Below are 16508 nucleotides of genomic sequence, written 5' to 3' on the forward strand. Positions count from 1 at the left end.
GCGCTGCTAGTTCGACGAGGCGAGCAACTGCTTCACCAGCAGTTGCGCAGCCGGCGACAGGTTTGCCCCCGCCTTCGTCGCCATCAGCAGCCGCCGCGTGGCCCATGCGTCGCGCAGCCGCACCACCTTCAAGTCGAGCGCCGACACCTGCGCCTTGCATGCCGCGAACGGCACCACGCCGATGCCGAGGTTGGCCGCAATCATGTGGCACATGGCGTCGAAGCTGCGCACCTGCACGCGCAGCCGCATCGGAACACCGGCCTGCTCGGCCGCGCGCGACGTGAGTTCCAGCAGCGAGCTGCTGCGGTTCAGCCCCACGAATTCATGAGCGAGACAGGTCTTGAAGTCGACCTGCTTCGCCCGCGTGCGCGCCAGCGGATGCTGCCTGGCGCACAGCACCACCAGCTCATCGGTCTGGAAGGGCGCGACGTCGAGGCCGTAGGCGGGCGTGTTCTCCGCGAACACGCCGACGTCGGCGAGGCCGTCGACCAGCGCGCGCACGATGTCGCCGCTGAGTTGTTCCTCGACCTCGACGCGGATGTCGGGATGCTGCGCGAGGAAGGTCGCGAGGGTTGTGGGCAGGAACTCGGTGAGCGCCGACATGTTGGCCCACAGGCGGACATGGCCGCGCACTCCGCTCGAGTAGTCGTTGAGCTCGTTGCTGAACTGCTCGAAGCCCTGGAAGAGGCGCATCGCATGCTGCATCGCTACATGGCCTGCAGGCGTGAGAGCGATGCCTTGCGCGCTGCGTTCGAGCAGCTTGGAGCCGGTGGCCGCCTCGAAGTCGGAAAGCCTCCGGCTTGCGGCGGACAACGCAAGGTGGCATGCCTCCGCACCCTTGGTGATGCTGCCCGACTGCGCCACCGCGCAGAACAACCGCAGCGTGACGAAGTCGACGCGCGCGGGATTGATCGGGTTGGCCATCGGCGAATTCTAGAGAAGCAGAGGCTGGTCCCTTCGCGTTTCGCGAAGACCTGCTGCCGTCACGGCAATTCCGCGCGGCGCAATCTGTTCCTAGAGTTGGGCCAACCCAACATGGAGACAGACGCGGACATGAATGCACTCGAAGGCCTGAAGGTGCTGGAACTCGGCCAGCTGATTGCCGGCCCCTTCGCCGGCAAGACCCTGGCGGAGTTCGGCGCCGACGTGATCAAGGTCGAACCTGAAGGCGTCGGCGATCCGCTGCGCAAGTGGCGGCTGCTGCGCGACGGCGGCTCGGTCTGGTGGGAGGTGCAGTCGCGCAACAAGCGCTCGGTGTGCCTCGACCTGCGCAGCGCCGAGGGGCAGGATGCGGTGCGCTCACTGGCGCGCGAGGCAGACGTGCTGATCGAGAACTTCAAGCCCGGCACGCTGGAAGGCTGGGGCCTGGGATGGGAGCAACTGCACGCGCTGAATCCGCGTCTCATCATGCTGCGGATCTCCGGCTACGGGCAGACCGGGCCGTACCGCGACAAGCCCGGCTTCGGCGTGCTCGGCGAATCGATGGGCGGACTGCGCTACCTGAGCGGGGAGCCGGGGCGGGTGCCGGTGCGCGTGGGCGTTTCGCTGGGCGACACGCTGGCGGCGCTTCATGGCGTGATCGGCGTGCTCACGGCGCTGCACCACCGCACGGCGCACGGCGGGGAAGGGCAGTTCATCGACGTTGCGCTGTACGAGTCGGTGTTCAACGTGATGGAAAGCCTGCTGCCGGAGTACGACGCCTTCGGCGCGGTGCGAGAGCGGGCCGGCAGCGCGTTGCCCGGCATCGCGCCGACCAACGCCTACCGCTGCAACGACGGGCACTACGTGCTGGTGGCGGGCAACGGCGACAGCATCTTCCGCCGGCTGATGCGGGCGATCGGCCGCACCGACCTGGAAAGCGACCCGCAACTCGCGCACAACGACGGGCGCGTCTTGCGGGTGGAAGAGATCGACGTCGCCATCGAGGCGTGGACGCTGCAGCGCAGCCGCGACGAGGTGCTGGCGGCGCTCGACGCGGCCGGCGTGCCGGTCGGCCGCATCTACACCGTGGCCGACATCGCGAGCGACCCTCAGTACCTGGCGCGCGGGATGATCGTGGAGTCGACAACCTCCAGCGGCGGCACGCTGAAAGTGCCCGGCGTGGTGCCCAAGCTCAGCGCGACGCCGGGGCGCATCGCGCATCCCGCGCCGCGCCTGGGCGAGCACAACGGCGACTTGCACGCAGGCCGCTGGCCCACGCGCCGCGCGGAAGGCGAGCCCGCATGAAAACCGGCAACGGCACCCGGCTGCACATCAACGAGGTGGCCACGCGCGACGGCTTCCAGATGGAAAGCCGCTTCATTCCCACCGACGACAAGGTCGCGCTGATCGACCGGCTGGGCGGGCTGGGCTACGCAAAGATCGAAGTGACCTCGTTCACTTCGGCGAAAGCGATTCCGGCGCTGCGCGACGGCGAGGAGGTGATGCACCGCATCGCTCGCAGGCCCGGCGTGGTCTACACAGCGCTGGTGCCGAACGTGCGCGGCGCGCAGCGGGCGCTGGAAAGCCGCATCGACGAGTTCAACATCGTGATGTCGGTCAGCGAGACGCACAACCTGTCGAACCTGCGCATGACGCGGGAGCAGTCGTTCGCGCAACTGGCCGAAGTGATCGCGCTGGCGAAGCAGGCCGCAGTGCCGGTGAACGTGTCGCTCTCCTGCGTGTTCGGCTGCCCGATGGAAGGCGATGTGCCGGTGAATGGGGTGCTCGGGTGGATCGAGCGTTTTGCCGCGCTCGGCGTGCAGGGCGTGACGCTGTGCGACACCACGGGCATGGCCTATCCGACGCAGGTGGAGGCGGTGTGCGAGCGGGTCGTCGCGGCCTGGCCGGCGCTGGACTGGACCGCCCATTTCCACAACACGCGCGGCATGGGCCTCGCGAACACGCTGGCCGCCGTCGAAGCGGGTATACGCCGGCTCGACATGTCGCTCGGCGGCATCGGAGGCTGCCCCTACGCGCCCGGCGCGACCGGCAATGTCGCGACCGAAGACGTGGTCCACATGCTGCAGTGCATGGGCTACGAGACGGGCATAGACCTCGACGGACTGATTGCCGCGGCAGCCGAGCTGGCGTTGCTCGTGGAGCATGAGCTGCCGAGCCAGGTTTCCCGTGCCGGCCATCGCCTGACGCGGCACGCGCCGCCCGCTGATTTCAACGACATCGCGGCCCGCGCCAGCGACCGCGCACAGAAGGAGCTTCACCCATGATCGATCACCTGGACCACCTGGTGCTGACCACCGCGCACGAGGAAGACTGCATTCGCTTCTACGTCGACGTGATGGGCATGACGCTCGAGAGCTTCGGCGCCGGGCGCAAGGCTTTTGGCTTCGGCGACCAGAAGATCAACCTGCATGTGAAGGGGCACGAGTTCGAACCCAAGGCGCAACTGCCGACCCCAGGCTCGCTGGACTTGTGCTTCATCGCCAGCGTGCCGCTCGAGGCGGTGATGGCGCGGCTGGCGGACAAGGGCGTGCCGATTCTCGAAGGGCCGGTGATGCGCACGGGCGCCACCTCGCGCATCCGCTCGGTCTATGTGCGCGACCCCGACCTGAACCTGATCGAGATCTCGGAACTCGCGGCCTGAGGGCGCGGGCTTCGAAGGCAACAGACAAGAAAAACACCGGAGACAGACAAACCATGCAAACCATTCGCCGCCTGCTCGCGGCCGGCCTCGTGCTGGCTGCTTCGGCCGCCAGCGCCGACACCTGGCCTTCCAAACCGATCACCTTCGTTGTTCCCACCGCGCCCGCCGGCTCCACCGACATCATGGCGCGGCTGGTCGGCGAGCCGCTGCAGCGCGCGCTGGGCCAGCCCGTGGTGGTCGACAACAAGCCCGGCGCCAGCGGCAACATCGGCGCCGAGTTCGTGGCCCGCGCCGCGCCCGACGGCTACACGCTGCTGATGCAGTACTCGGGCTACCACGTCGGCAACCCCTCGCTCTACCCGAACCTCAAGTGGAGCCCCACGAAGGACTTCGTGCCGGTGGCGATGGTGATGCGCGCGCCGCACGTGGTCGCGGTGAGCGGCAAGCTGCCTTGAATTCGATGAAGGAACTCATCGAGTACGGCAAGAAGAAGGAGGGCGGCTTGTTCTATGCCTCGTCGGGCAACGGCTCGATCCAGCACATCGCGGGCGAACTGCTGTCGCGGCAGTCGAAGCAGGCGATGACGCATGTGCCGTACAAAGGCTCCGGGCCGGCCATCAACGACCTGATCTCGGGCAACGTAGACATGTTCATCACCACGCCGCCGTCGGTCATCGGCCATTTCGCGACCGGGCGCATCAAGGCGCTGGCGTACACGGGCAGCAAGCGGCATCCTTCGATGCCCGATGTGCCGACTTCGGCCGAAGCGGGCTTGCCGGGCTACGAGGTTGAGTCGTGGTTCGCGGTGTTCGCGCCGGCGAAGACGCCGCCCGATGTGGTCGCCAGGCTGAGCGCGGAGATCAGGAAGATCGTGGAGAGCGAGTCTTTCCGCAAGAGGGTGGACGAGCAGGGTGCCTTCGCGACCTACATGGATTCGCCGACGCTCGCGAAATTCGTCGACCAGGAACTGGCGGCTTGGTCGAAGGTCATCAAGTCGGCGGACATCAAGCCGGACTGAAGGAGACTCTCAGCCTTCCTGGTAGACAACCTCGAAGGTCTCGCACAGCACCGGCATGCGCAGGTCGGGTGTTCTGCCGATGCGCTCGCATTCGCCGCTGAAGTATTGCCAATGGTCTTCGCGCCAGTAGCGCAACGAGCCGTCGCCTTCGGCCTCGACGGCGGCGAAGTCTTCGCCGACATCCTCGAAGAGCATGACCACCACGGCGCGGGTCTGATCACGCACAGCGGCTTGTCATGCCAGTCGGTGACGATGCTCAGGTCACCGGGCCGGGGGCGGGGCCTGCCCGTTGCGTCGAAAGACCACTCGAGGCTGGCGGTGCCGCGCTTGCGTCCCGCGAGCACGAGCGCCGCGAGTTCTGCGGCGCCGGCCTCGTTGTCGTCGAAGTGGAATGCCTCGCAGAAACGGGCAGACAGGGCTGGCAGGTCGGCTCCGCTGGCGCGCTGGAATCGCTCCCGGAAGGGAAGCAGGTGGGGTGGGATGTTCATGTCGGATGGACTGGAGACAGGCGCCGAGCCTGCCACAACTGGCGGCCCGCCGGTCCGCCGGCTCGCTCCGGCCATCCGGCGCGGCTACAGCTTCACGCCGATGATCGACAGGATGATGGCCGAGAGCGTCAGCGCGACCGGCAGTTTCTGCACGACGAGCGCATGGGCGCGCACGGCGGTGGCCTGCGTTTGCAGCAAGAGGCTTTGTTCGGAATGGATGCGTGTGGACATTTCAGGCTCCTGGGTGATTGCGGGCTGTGTGCCCGCGTGGGTTCAACGATAGACCTGCGGGCTTGCGCCGGCGCAGCGCTTTCGTCGACACGGCGTTTCCGTTTTTGCAACGATCCCGCCAGGAGCTGTCGCAAGGCTGTACTCTGCGCCGCTCGCGTTCTGCGCGGGTGCAGACGAAACACAGACACCGACCGATGACGAAGAAGAAACAACCCGCCGCGCGCCCGAAGCTGCGCCGCGCCACGCCCGCCGATGCCACGCCCTGGAAGCTGCTGTTCGCCGCCGACGGCCCGCGCGCGGAAATCCGGAAGTACCTCTCGCGCGGCGAGCAATGGCTCGCTGAAATCGACGGTCTCGTCGTGGGCCAGATGGTGCTGATGCAGACCCGCGTCGGCACCTGGGAGGTGATGAACATCGCGGTGAGCGACGATCTGCGCGGTCGGGGCGTGGGTACCGCGCTGCTGCGCAAGGCGAGGGCGCTTGCCGTCGAGCGTGGCGCGCACCTGCTCGAGGTGGGTACCGGCAACAGCAGTTTGCGAGAGCTGGCCTTCTATCAGCGCTTCGGCTTTCGCATCGTCGGGGTCGATGTGGGTTTCTTCGAGCGCCGCTCGAGGAAGCTGCAGAAGCAGGATGGCATCGTGCTGCGCGACATGGTGCGGCTCGCGTTGCCGTTGCCGGCACCTAACCCGCGATGAGCTTCTGCACCAGCTCCGCCGTGGTCGCTGCGGCGTACTTGCGCATCAGCCGCGCCCGGTGCAGCTCGACCGTGCGGTGGCTGATACCCAGCGCCTTGCCGATTTCCTTCGAGGTCAGCCCGCGCATCACTTGCGCCGCCACCTCGCGTTCGCGCGGCGTGAGCTCGGCCTTCACCGCGCGGCGCGAGCCCAGGTCTTCGAAGGTCCAGATGCCGGCCTCGTGGGGGGCGGCGCGGTTCATCGCATGGCCGGTGACGTGGCACCAGAAGGTCTCGCCCGCGATCGCACCGTGCAGGCCGCCCAGGCGCTTCATCATGCGGTTGTCGGCGTAGTGCCCGCTGGCGTTCAGAAAGGGCTCCATGCGCTTGCCGATGCGCTCGAACTCGGCCACGCTGGGGTAGAGGATGCTGAACGAATGCCCTACCAGTGCTGAGGGCGTTGCGCCAAAAATCTCGCACACGCGCACGTTGCAGGCCACGATGGTGCGGTTGCTCGAAACCACCATGCCGACGGGCGCGTGTTCAAAGGCCAGCCGGTAATCGATTTCGGGCATCGGGTCTCACCATTACGAAATACTACGTATACGAGTAGGTAGTATCGTTCAAGGCTTTTCCACCCACTCTCCATTCATCCATCAAGGAGCCCGAGTGAACAAGATTTATCCCTCCGCGGACGCGGCACTCAAGGGGGTCGTGGCCGACGGGCAGATGCTCGCGGTCGGCGGCTTCGGCCTGTGCGGCATTCCCGAAGCGCTGATCGACGCGCTGAAGGATTCCGGCGTGCAGAACCTCACCGTCGTCTCGAACAACGCGGGCGTCGACGGTTTCGGCCTCGGCAAGCTGCTCGAGACGCGCCAGATCAAGAAAATGATCGCGTCCTACGTCGGCGAGAACAAGGAGTTCGAGCGCCAGTACCTCGCGGGCGAACTGGCCCTCGAATTCACGCCCCAGGGCACGCTGGCCGAGAAGCTGCGAGCCGGCGGCGCGGGCATTCCGGCCTTCTTCACCAAGACCGGTGTCGGCACGCAAGTGGCCGAAGGCAAGGAACTGCGCGAATTCGGCGGCGAGACCTACGTCATGGAACATTCGCTGGTGCCCGACGTGGCGCTGGTGAAGGCCGACGTGGCCGACAAGTCGGGCAACCTGCGCTTTCGCCTCACGGCGCGCAACTTCAACCCGGCCGCGGCCATGGCCGGCAAGATCTGCATCGTCGAGGTCGAGAAGATCGTGGAAGTGGGCGAACTGGCCCCCGACGACATCCACCTGCCGGGCATCTACGTGCACCGCATCGTGCTCAACGCCACCCCCGAGAAGCGCATCGAGAAGCGCACCGTGAGCGCCGCCGCGCCGGTGGACGCCGCGGCCGCCAAGGTCGAGGCCCAGGCCGTCATCGCGCAGGCGGCAGCCGGCAGCGAAGTGCCCGTGCCCACCGTGCCCGCCAACAAGAAAGAAGGAGCCTGAGATGCCCTGGACCCAAGACCAGATGGCGGCCCGTGCCGCCCAAGAACTCGAGGACGGCTTCTACGTCAACCTCGGCATCGGCATTCCCACGCTCGTGGCCAACCACACCGGCACCAAGGAAGTGTGGCTGCAGAGCGAGAACGGCATGCTCGGCATCGGCCCGTTCCCGACCGAGGACAACGTCGACGCCGACCTGATCAACGCCGGCAAGCAGACCGTCACCACGCTGCCCGGCTCGGCCATCTTCGGCAGCCATGACAGCTTCGCGATGATCCGCGGCGGCAAGATCAACCTGTCGATCCTGGGCGCCATGCAGGTCAGCACCAAGGGCGACCTCGCCAACTGGATGATCCCAGGCAAGATGGTCAAGGGCATGGGCGGCGCGATGGACCTCGTGGCCGGCGTGAAGCGCGTGATCGTGCTGATGGAGCACGTCGCCAAGAAGAAGGACGGCACCGAGGACCTGAAGATCCTCGAGAAGTGCACCCTGCCGCTGACCGGCGTGGGCGTGGTCGACCGCATCATCACCGACCTGGCCGTGATGGACGTCGTGCCCGAAGGCCTGAAGGTGGTCGAGCTTGCGCCGGGCGTGAGCTTCGACACGCTGCAGGCCAAGACGGGTGCCAAGCTGATCCAGTAAGGCGTTCGACGCGACTGCGGCAAGGGCAGGGCAGCGAAAGCAGGCCCTGCCTTTTTCTTTGGAGCACATAGGAATGAATGCGAGCGAAGTTCTGGGTGGCATCTGGCGGGAAGCAGGCTTGCCGCCGGATGCCTTGTCGTTTGCGCGGCTCACGGGCACCGACCCGGTGCTGCCGTCGTCCTTCGCGGTCGGCACTGCTGCGCAGAGCACCGTTGCGGCGGCGGCGCTGGCGGCCTGCGAGTTGGGCCACCTGCGCGGCACCGGGCGGCAGCAAGTCGGTGTCGACATGCTGCACGCGGCGCTGGAATGCATCGGCTGGTTCAGCCTCGACGATCAGGTGCCGGATCAGTGGGATGCGTTCTCGGGGCTCTATCGCTGTGCCGACGGATGGGTGCGGGTGCATGCGAACTTTGCGCATCACCGCGACGGTGCGCTGCGCTTGATGAAGCTCGACCCGGCCAGCGCCACGCGCGCCGATGCGGAGGCTGTCATGGCCACCTGGCGCGCCCGCGATTTCGAGGATGCCGCGGCCGCCGCCGGACTGGTGGCGACGGCACTGCGGCGCTTCGACGAGTGGGACGCCACGCCGCAAGGGCAGGCTGTCGCGGCGCAGCCTCTTTTCACCATCGAGCGCATCGGCGACGCGCCGCCGCTCGCACTGCCGCCGCTGCGCGAAGACCAGCGGCCGTTGTCGGGCCTGCGCGTGCTGGACCTGACGCGCGTGCTGGCCGGCCCGGTGGGCGGACGCGCACTCGCGGCCTATGGGGCCGACGTGATGCTCGTGAACTCGCCGAAGCTGCCCAATATCGCCGCGATCGCCGACACCAGCCGGGGCAAGCTGTCGGCGCATGCCGACCTGCGGACCGAGGAGGGCCGGGCTGCGCTGCAACGGCTGGTCGCCGACGCGCATGTGTTCGTGCAGGGCTATCGGCCGGGAGGGATCGAGGACCTGGGCTTCGGTCCGGCGGCGCTGGCATTGCAGCGACCGGGCATCGTGTGCGTGTCGCTGAGTGCATACGGCACGCAAGGCCCGTGGGCGAACCGGCGGGGTTTCGATTCGCTGGTGCAGACGGCCACGGGCTTCAACCACGCCGAAGGCGAGGCCGCCGGTGACGGCAAGCCGAAGCCGCTGCCGATGCAGATCCTCGACGAGGCAACCGGCTACCTGATCGCCTTCGGCGCCGCCGCCGCGCTCTGGCGGCAACAGCGCGAAGGCGGCAGCTGGCATGCGCGGGTGTCGCTGGCACAGACGGGGCATTGGTTGCGCGGCTTGGGGCGCGTTCCTGGCGGCCTGTCGATTCCGAAGCCCAGCCTCAAGCCCCACGTCGAGACATCGGACTCCGGATTCGGCAAGCTGGCCGCGTTGCGCCACAGCGTGCAGCTGTCGCGAACGCCCGCGGAATGGGTGCGGCCGTCGATGCCGCCGGGCAGCCATCCGATGGCTTGGCCTGCCGTCGCTCCGGGGTAGAGGTTCAGGCGGCCAGCGCAGCCCGCACCTTGTCTCCCAGCCCGCGCAGCCGCTCGACCGGCTCGTTGGAAAACACGAAGCGCAGGTATTGCGCGCCGTGCGTCTCGCCCCAGCCTTGCATCGCCGTGGCGCAGACCCGCTCTTTCAACAGGCGTTGCGACAGCGTCTGCCCGTCGATGCCGAAGTCGCTCGCGCGCAGCAGCAGCGACCACCCGCCGGCCGGTACGCCGACAGGCAGCCCCCTGAGTTCGGCGAGCACGGTGTCGCGCCGGCGTTCCAGTTCGCCGACATAGGGTGCGAGCGTGCGCGGCGATTGCTCCAGCGCTGTCGCCACCGCATCCTGCGCGATGCCCACCGGTACCACCACGTTCGCGAGCGACACGGCCACGAGGTCGGGCATGTAGCTCTCGGGCGCTACGGTCCAGCCCACGCGCCAGCCGATCATGCGCAGTTCCTTGGCCGACGAGCCGACCGTGATGGTGCGCTCGGCCATGCCCGGCAGGCCCGCGGGGTGGATCACCCGGCGGCCGTCGTACAGAAGCCGCTCCATGGCGGTGTCGAGAATCAGCGTCAGGTCGTGCCGCACGCACAGCGCGGCGATGGCGCGCCAGTCTTCCTCGTCGAAGTAGCCGCCGGTGGGCATCGATGGCGACATCAGCAGCATCACCCGCACGCGCGGGCCGACGGCGGCCTGGAGCGCGTCGCGGTCCAGCTTCCATTCGCCACCGGGGGTGAAGCGAAAGGGCGCGTACTTCGGCGTACCGCCGGCAAGCCGGACTCGGTTGAGCAGCCCGGCGTAGGTCGGGTCGGTCACCAGCACTTCGTCGCCGACCTCGACGGTGGCGAGCAGCGCGTTGAGGATGCCCGAGAGCCCGCCTGCCGAGATCACGCAGTTGCGCGCGCCGCTGTACGCCACGCCCGACAGCGCCGACACATGCCGCGCCGCCACGTCGCGCAGCCGCGACTGGCCGACGAAGGGCAGGTAGCTGTTGTCCGCGTCTTCGGAGGCCGCGCGTACCGTGCGCGCGACAGCCTCGGGGTCGGGCGGGATGTCGACGTCGAGGTTCTCCAGGCGAAGGAACGGCGGGCCGTCGGCGTCGTCGGCAATGGCGCCCATGCGGTCGACGCCGATGCCGGCGATGTGAGTCAGGCGGGCGGGGCGGTGGCGTGGCATTCCGGTCTCCTTGTCGTTCACGGCGGGTAGCCGCCAGCATGGCACAACACGGGCCGTCAGGCTGCGGTACCGGGCGGACTGTCCAGCAGCAACTGGGCGCGGTGCGCCTCGGCCGTCTGCCGCAGGAACTCCCAGGTGGCCTGCATCCGCACAAGGTGCTTGGTTTCCGCCGGCATCGACATCCAGAAGGTCCGCGTGAAGTTCGCCTGCCCGGGCAGCACGGGCTGCAGCGCGCCGTCTTTCTCGGCGATGAAGGCGGGCAGCACCGCGATGCCCGCGCCCGCCGCCACGGCGCTGTGCTGCGCGAGCACGCTGGTGCTGCGCAGCGCGAAGCTGTCGGGGCGGTGGAGTTCGTCGAGGTATTGCAGCTCTTTGCTGAACAGCAGGTCGTCCACGTAGCTGATGAAGGTGTGGCCGCGCAGGTCCTCGCGGCTTTTGATCGGCTTGTGCGCCGACAGGTATTGCTTCGATGCGTAGAGCCGCAGCGTGTAGTCGGTGAGCTTGGTGACGACCACCGGGCCGCGCGCCGGCCGTTCGAGCGAGATCACGATGTCGGCCTCGCGCCGCGACAGGTGCACCAGCCGCGGCATGGCCAGCAGGTCGATGGTGAGGCGCGGGTGCTGCACCGCGAACAGCGCGAGACGGGGTGCCAGCACCACGGTGCCGAAGCCCTCCGTGGCGCCGATGCGCACCAGGCCCGACAGGCCCTCCTGCGAGGCAGGCGCGGTGCTTTCCACGGCCTGGAACGCGCTTTCCATCGCCTCGACCTGCGGCTGCAGCCGCCGGCCCGCCTCGGTGAGCCGGTGGCCGCCCGCTTCACGCGAGAAAAGCGGGGCGCCGACCTCCTTCTCGAGCGCCTGGATGCGGCGCGCCACGGTGGTGTGGTCGACCTCGAGCCGGCGCGCGGCGCTCATGAGCGTGCCCGAGCGGGCGAGCTCCAGGAAGTAACGAAGGTTGTCCCAATCCATCTGCTTGCTTGCCCTCAGGTTGAGGCTCTGCAAATTTGCAAAGCCTTGGCGCATTTTTGTCTATTGTCATGGCAAATCTGCAAAGCTAGGATGTCGCTCTGCACCGGCCGCGCCGGCACCGAATTCACATGATTACAGGAGACAAAACCCCCATGGACGCCACTACCACCCCGTCGACCCAGGTCGCCACAGTCAAGCTGCTCATTGGCGGCAAGCTGGTCGAATCCAGGACCACCGAATGGCGCGATGTCGTCAACCCGGCCACGCAGCAGGTGCTGGCCCGCGTGCCCTTCGCGATCCCGTCAGAACTGGACGCCGCAGTGGCCTCCGCCAAGGAAGCCTTCAAGACCTGGCGCAAGACCCCCATCGGCACGCGCGCCCGCATCTTCCTGAAGCTGCAGCAGCTCATCCGCGAGAACATGAGCGAGCTGGCCGCGATCCTCACGGCCGAGCAGGGCAAGACCCTGCCCGACGCCGAAGGCGACGTGTTCCGCGGCCTCGAAGTGGTGGAGCACGCATCGAACATCGGCAACCTTCAGCTTGGCGAACTGGCCAACAACGTGGCCAACGGTGTCGACACCTACACGCTGCTGCAGCCGCTGGGCGTGTGCGCCGGCATCACGCCGTTCAACTTCCCGGCCATGATCCCGCTGTGGATGTTTCCCATGGCCATCGTCACCGGCAACACCTTCGTGCTGAAGCCCTCCGAGCAGGACCCCATGGTCACCATGCGCCTGTGCGAACTGGCGCTCGAAGCCGGCATTCCTCCCGGCGTGCTGAACGTGGTGCACGGCGGCGAAGCCATCGTCAACGGCATCTGCGACCACAAGGACATCAAGGCGATCAGCTTCGTCGGCTCGACCAAGGTCGGCACGCACGTCTACAACCGCGCCACCCTGGCCGGCAAGCGCGCGCAATGCATGATGGGCGCGAAGAACCACGCCATCGTCATGCCCGACGCCAACAAGGAGCAGACGCTCAATGCACTGGCCGGCGCCAGCTTCGGCGCGGCAGGCCAGCGCTGCATGGCGGTGTCGGTGGCGGTGCTGGTGGGCGAGGCGCGCAACTGGGTGCCTGAACTCATCGAAAAGGCGAAGACGCTGAAGATCGGCGCCGGCACCGAGAAGGGCGTGGACGTGGGGCCGCTGGTTTCGTGCGCCGCCTACGACCGCGTGAACAGCCTGATCGAACGCGGCGAGGCCGACGGCGCCAAGCTGGTGCTCGACGGCCGCAAGCCCACCGTGCCCGGCTACGAGAAGGGCAACTTCGTCGGCCCGACGATCTTCACTGGCGTGAAGCCGGGCATGACGATCTATGAGCAGGAAGTGTTCGGCCCGGTGCTGTGCATTGCCGATGCCGAGACCATCGACGAGGCCATCGACCTGATCAACAGCAACCCGAACGGCAACGGCACGGCGATCTTCACGCAGTCGGGTGCCGCGGCGCGCCGCTTCCAGGAAGACATCGACGTGGGCCAGGTCGGCATCAACGTGCCGATCCCGGTGCCGGTGCCGATGTTCTCGTTCACCGGTTCGCGCGCTTCCAAGCTCGGCGACCTGGGCCCGTACGGCAAGCAGGTCATCATGTTCTACACGCAGACCAAGACCGTGACGGCACGCTGGTTCGACGACAGCACCGTCTCGCACGGCGTCAACACCACCATCAGCCTCAAATGAGGCGCGGGCTTCGCGTCGCGGCCTGGGGCGCGGTGGCGGCGGTTGCATTGCTCGCGGGCAGGGCGCAGGCGGCCGGCAATGACGAGCCGCTCGACTGCAACCCGAACGGAAACCAGCAGCAGATGAACGATTGCGCGGTACGCGACTTTCGTGCTGCCGATGCCGCGCTCAACATCCGGTACGGCGAGGTGATGAAGACGCTCTCGCCGCAGATGCGTGTCGCGCTGCGCAACGAGCAGCGTACGTGGCTCAAGGGGCGCGATCCCGCCTGCAAGCGTGCTGCGAAGGCAAACGAAGGTGGTTCCATCTGGCCGCTGGTGTTCAACGCATGCCTGGAGAAATCGACCCGCAAACGGACCGCCGAACTGGACCGCTGGAAGGGTCGCGAACAATGAACTTCGAACTGTCTGAAGAACAGAACGCATTTGCGCAGACCGCGCGCGACTTTGCACAGGCCGAGTTCGCGCCGCATGCGGCGCAGTGGGACGCGGAAGCCATCTTTCCGAAGGAGGCCATTGCCAAGGCGGGCGAGCTGGGTTTCTGTGGGCTGTATGCGCCTGAGCGCATCGGCGGCCTCGGCCTGCCGCGGCTCGATGCGGCGCTGGTGTTCGAGGAGATGGCCGCAATCGACCCGTCGACCACGGCCTTCATCACGATCCACAACATGGCGACGTGGATGCTCGGCACCTGGGCGACCGACGCGGTGGCGCAGCAATGGGGCGAAGACCTGACCAGCGGGCGCAAGCTGGCGTCGTACTGCCTGACCGAGCCGGGCGCCGGCTCGGATGCTGGCTCGCTCAAGACGCGCGCGGAGCTGCAGGGCGCCGAATACGTCATCAACGGCGGCAAGGCCTTCATCTCGGGCGCCGGGTCGACCGACGTGCTGGTGCTGATGGCGCGCACGGGCGGTGCGGGCGCGAGCGGCATCTCGGCCTTTGCCGTGCCGGCAGATGCGCCCGGCGTCAGCTACGGCAAGAAAGAGCACAAGATGGGCTGGAACAGCCAGCCCACGCGCACGATCAATTTCGACAACGTGCGCATCCCGGCGCAGAACCTGCTGGGCAAGGAAGGCGAGGGCTTTCGCATTGCCATGAAGGGGCTGGACGGCGGACGCATCAACATCGCGACTTGCTCGGTGGGGGCGGCGCAGGGGGCGCTCGACGCGGCGCGGCGCTATCTGCATGAGCGCCAGCAGTTCGGCAAGCCGCTCGCGAGCTTCCAGGCGCTGCAGTTCAAGCTCGCCGACATGGCGACGGAACTGGTCGCGGCGCGGCAGATGGTTCGGCTGGCGGCATCGAAGCTCGACGCGGGCCATGCCGACGCGAGCACCTATTGCGCAATGGCGAAGCGCTTTGCGACAGATGCCGGCTTCAACGTCTGCAACGACGCGCTGCAGCTGCACGGCGGCTACGGCTACCTGAGCGAATTTCCGCTGGAGCGCCTGGTGCGCGACGCGCGCGTGCACCAGATCCTCGAAGGCACGAACGAGATCATGCGCGTGATCGTTGCGCGAAAATTGCTGGAGGGCGACAGCGATATCCGCTGAGCGCGCCGTATCCGGAACCTGAAAAAACAATGACTGACAACGTAGTTCTCTTCGACGAAATCAAGACCGCCGGCGGCCAGCGCTTTGCCGTGGCCACGCTCAATGCGCCGGCTTCGCTCAATGCGCTGTCCGTGGACATGGTGCGCCTGCTGACGCCCAAGCTGCGCGAGTGGGCGCAGGACGCCGGCATCGTCGGCGTGCTGCTTCAGGCTGCTGGCGAGAAGGCGTTCTGTGCCGGCGGCGACCTGCGCCAGCTCTACCAGACGCTGCTGGACTGCGGCCCCGCGCGCAACACCTATGCCGAAGACTTCTTCCGCGAAGAGTACGAGCTCGACTATCTGATCCATACCTTCCCCAAGCCCTTCCTGTGCTGGGGCCACGGTATCGTGATGGGCGGCGGCGTCGGCTTGCTGGCCGGCGCGTCGCACCGGGTGATGACACTGCAAAGCCGCATCGCCATGCCCGAAATCAACATCGGCCTGTACCCCGACGTGGGCGGCAGCTGGTTCCTGCGCCGCACGCCGGGACGCACGGGGCTCTTCCTGGCGCTCACGGCCGCGAACATCAACGCGGCCGACACCATCTTCTGCGGGCTGGCCGACGTACTGGTACCGCAGGAGCGCAAGGGCGACGTGATCGAGGCCATCGCTTCCACCCGGTGGGCGGCCGAAGGCAAGGCCGATCGCGCAACGCTGTCGCGCATTCTTGCCAAGGCGGGCGAGGGCGCGGAAATGCCGGCGTCGAAGGTGCGCGAGCACTACGACACCATCAACGCGCTGATGGCCGGTGAAGACCTGCTCGACATCGCCAAGCGCCTGCGCGAACTGCAAAGCGACGACGCCTGGCTGCAGACCGCCGCCAAGACCTTCGCCAAGGGCGCGCCAAGCTCGGCCGCCCTGAGCTTCGAACTGTGGCAGCGCGTGCCGCGTATGTCGCTGGCCGAGGTGTTCCGGCTCGAATACTGGGCGTCGCTGGGTTTCTGCGCGCACAAGGACTTTGCGGAAGGCATTCGGGCCGTGCTGGTCGACAAGGACCGCAATCCGCGCTGGAGCCCGGCCACGCTTGAAGAAATCACGCCTGCTTTCGTCGACGACCACCTGCGTCCGCGCGGCGAGATGCCGGTCGAGCTGGCATCGCTGGTCTGAACCGGGCCCCACCATCCATATATAGAGAACAACGGAGACAAGACACATGAAGATCGCATTCATCGGCCTGGGCAACATGGGCGGCCCGATGGCCATGAACCTGCTGAAGGCTGGCCACACGCTCAGCGCTTTCGATCTTTCGGCCGAAGCCTGCAAGAAATTCGGCGCGGATGGGTTGCCGATTGCCAAGTCGGCAGCCGAGACGGTGGCCGAGGCGGAGATAGTCATCAGCATGCTGCCGGCCAGCGCGCACGTCGAGGGCTTGTTCCTGGGTGGTGCTGGCAAGCCGGGCCTTCTTGAGAGCATCAAGCCTGGGACGCTGGTGATCGACAGCAGCACCATCGCCGCCGCGACATCGCGCAAGGTGGCGGAAGCCGCGGCGGCCAAGGGCGTTGCGATGATCGATGCGCCTGTGT

18 protein-coding genes and 1 pseudogene (1 of these 19 cut by a window edge) are annotated in these 16508 nt (G+C 67.3%); 13 read left to right on the forward strand and 6 right to left on the reverse strand.

The genetic code is table 11. The features are described 5' to 3' along the window. Positions 1–6 precede the first annotated feature (6 nt). Positions 7–924, reverse strand: a complete 918-nt coding sequence (locus ACQY8B_RS07200; protein WP_422086068.1) for a LysR family transcriptional regulator — start codon at positions 922–924, stop codon at positions 7–9. Between the two features lie 129 nt (positions 925–1053). On the opposite strand from ACQY8B_RS07200, the gene ACQY8B_RS07205 reads away from it, so the two are divergent. The 4 genes and pseudogenes from ACQY8B_RS07205 to ACQY8B_RS07220 all read left to right on the forward strand — a co-directional run bounded on the left by ACQY8B_RS07205 (position 1054) and on the right by ACQY8B_RS07220 (position 4601). Next, positions 1054–2226: a CaiB/BaiF CoA transferase family protein gene (locus ACQY8B_RS07205; protein WP_422086069.1), complete on the forward strand. Its 1173-nt coding sequence runs from the start codon at positions 1054–1056 to the stop codon at positions 2224–2226. Further along, positions 2223–3206, forward strand: coding sequence for a hydroxymethylglutaryl-CoA lyase (locus ACQY8B_RS07210; RefSeq protein ID WP_422086070.1), 984 nt, complete (start codon positions 2223–2225; stop codon positions 3204–3206). The genes ACQY8B_RS07205 and ACQY8B_RS07210 overlap by 4 nt, the downstream gene beginning before the upstream one ends. Continuing rightward, entirely contained in the window at positions 3203–3583 is a 381-nt protein-coding gene (locus tag ACQY8B_RS07215) for a VOC family protein (RefSeq protein ID WP_422086071.1), read from the forward strand. The genes ACQY8B_RS07210 and ACQY8B_RS07215 overlap by 4 nt, the downstream gene beginning before the upstream one ends. A gap of 53 nt (positions 3584–3636) precedes the next feature. Then, positions 3637–4601 (forward strand): annotated as a pseudogene (locus ACQY8B_RS07220) (Bug family tripartite tricarboxylate transporter substrate binding protein). A gap of 9 nt (positions 4602–4610) precedes the next feature. Here ACQY8B_RS07220 and ACQY8B_RS07225 read toward each other — a convergent pair. Together ACQY8B_RS07225 and ACQY8B_RS07230 are read right to left on the reverse strand one after the other, a co-directional pair. Next, a complete protein-coding gene (locus ACQY8B_RS07225) occupies positions 4611–4826 on the reverse strand; it encodes an ASCH domain-containing protein (RefSeq protein ID WP_422086072.1) in 216 nt (71 codons plus the stop codon). A 347-nt stretch (positions 4827–5173) separates the two neighbouring features. Then, positions 5174–5320: a hypothetical protein gene (locus ACQY8B_RS07230; protein WP_422086073.1), complete on the reverse strand. Its 147-nt coding sequence runs from the start codon at positions 5318–5320 to the stop codon at positions 5174–5176. A gap of 194 nt (positions 5321–5514) precedes the next feature. Between ACQY8B_RS07230 and ACQY8B_RS07235 the strand changes: the two genes are divergently transcribed. Continuing rightward, on the forward strand, positions 5515–6015 hold the full coding sequence (locus tag ACQY8B_RS07235) for a GNAT family N-acetyltransferase (protein ID WP_422086074.1): 501 nt from the start codon (positions 5515–5517) through the stop codon (positions 6013–6015). Here ACQY8B_RS07235 and ACQY8B_RS07240 read toward each other — a convergent pair. Beyond that, positions 6002–6568, reverse strand: a complete 567-nt coding sequence (locus ACQY8B_RS07240) for a LuxR C-terminal-related transcriptional regulator (RefSeq protein WP_081267103.1) — start codon at positions 6566–6568, stop codon at positions 6002–6004. The two genes, ACQY8B_RS07235 and ACQY8B_RS07240, sit on opposite strands and share 14 nt — an antisense overlap. Positions 6569–6662: 94 nt before the next feature. Here ACQY8B_RS07240 and ACQY8B_RS07245 point away from each other — a divergent pair, with 94 nt between their 5' ends. From ACQY8B_RS07245 to ACQY8B_RS07255, 3 genes are all read left to right on the forward strand, one after another. Continuing rightward, complete coding sequence (locus ACQY8B_RS07245; protein ID WP_422086075.1) at positions 6663–7475, forward strand: CoA transferase subunit A; 813 nt, start codon at positions 6663–6665, stop codon at positions 7473–7475. A gap of 1 nt (position 7476) precedes the next feature. Further along, a complete protein-coding gene (locus tag ACQY8B_RS07250) occupies positions 7477–8115 on the forward strand; it encodes a 3-oxoacid CoA-transferase subunit B (protein ID WP_422086076.1) in 639 nt (212 codons plus the stop codon). Positions 8116–8188: 73 nt separating this feature from the next. Beyond that, the gene (locus ACQY8B_RS07255; RefSeq protein WP_422086077.1) at positions 8189–9583 is read left to right on the forward strand and encodes a CoA transferase; all 1395 of its coding nucleotides are present in this window, start codon (positions 8189–8191) and stop codon (positions 9581–9583) included. Between the two features lie 4 nt (positions 9584–9587). On the opposite strand, the gene ACQY8B_RS07260 is transcribed toward ACQY8B_RS07255, so the two are convergent. Together ACQY8B_RS07260 and ACQY8B_RS07265 are read right to left on the reverse strand one after the other, a co-directional pair. Beyond that, positions 9588–10757: a pyridoxal phosphate-dependent aminotransferase gene (locus ACQY8B_RS07260; protein ID WP_422086078.1), complete on the reverse strand. Its 1170-nt coding sequence runs from the start codon at positions 10755–10757 to the stop codon at positions 9588–9590. A 56-nt stretch (positions 10758–10813) separates the two neighbouring features. Continuing rightward, positions 10814–11725, reverse strand: coding sequence for a LysR substrate-binding domain-containing protein (locus ACQY8B_RS07265; RefSeq protein ID WP_422086079.1), 912 nt, complete (start codon positions 11723–11725; stop codon positions 10814–10816). A 152-nt stretch (positions 11726–11877) separates the two neighbouring features. Here ACQY8B_RS07265 and ACQY8B_RS07270 point away from each other — a divergent pair, with 152 nt between their 5' ends. The 5 genes in view from ACQY8B_RS07270 to mmsB are tightly spaced (at most 46 nt apart) and all read left to right on the forward strand, a layout consistent with a single transcriptional unit that may run on beyond the window. Continuing rightward, a complete protein-coding gene (locus ACQY8B_RS07270; protein ID WP_422086080.1) occupies positions 11878–13401 on the forward strand; it encodes a CoA-acylating methylmalonate-semialdehyde dehydrogenase in 1524 nt (507 codons plus the stop codon). Next, complete coding sequence (locus ACQY8B_RS07275) at positions 13398–13796, forward strand: lysozyme inhibitor LprI family protein (protein WP_422086081.1); 399 nt, start codon at positions 13398–13400, stop codon at positions 13794–13796. Before ACQY8B_RS07270 ends, ACQY8B_RS07275 begins: the two co-directional genes overlap by 4 nt. Further along, complete coding sequence (locus tag ACQY8B_RS07280) at positions 13793–14947, forward strand: acyl-CoA dehydrogenase family protein (RefSeq protein ID WP_422086082.1); 1155 nt, start codon at positions 13793–13795, stop codon at positions 14945–14947. Before ACQY8B_RS07275 ends, ACQY8B_RS07280 begins: the two co-directional genes overlap by 4 nt. Positions 14948–14976: 29 nt before the next feature. Further along, positions 14977–16092 (forward strand): enoyl-CoA hydratase/isomerase family protein, encoded by a 1116-nt coding sequence (locus ACQY8B_RS07285; RefSeq protein ID WP_422086083.1) that lies wholly within the window; start codon positions 14977–14979, stop codon positions 16090–16092. Between the two features lie 46 nt (positions 16093–16138). Then, positions 16139–16508 carry the 5' end (the start) of a 3-hydroxyisobutyrate dehydrogenase gene (gene mmsB, locus ACQY8B_RS07290; protein ID WP_422086084.1) on the forward strand. Its footprint extends 524 nt past the window's final position, so the window shows 370 of its 894 coding nt (coding positions 1–370); it begins with the start codon at positions 16139–16141; the stop codon falls past the right edge of the window.

Source organism: Variovorax sp., assembly GCF_965279555.1.
Lineage (GTDB): Bacteria > Pseudomonadota > Gammaproteobacteria > Burkholderiales > Burkholderiaceae_C > Variovorax.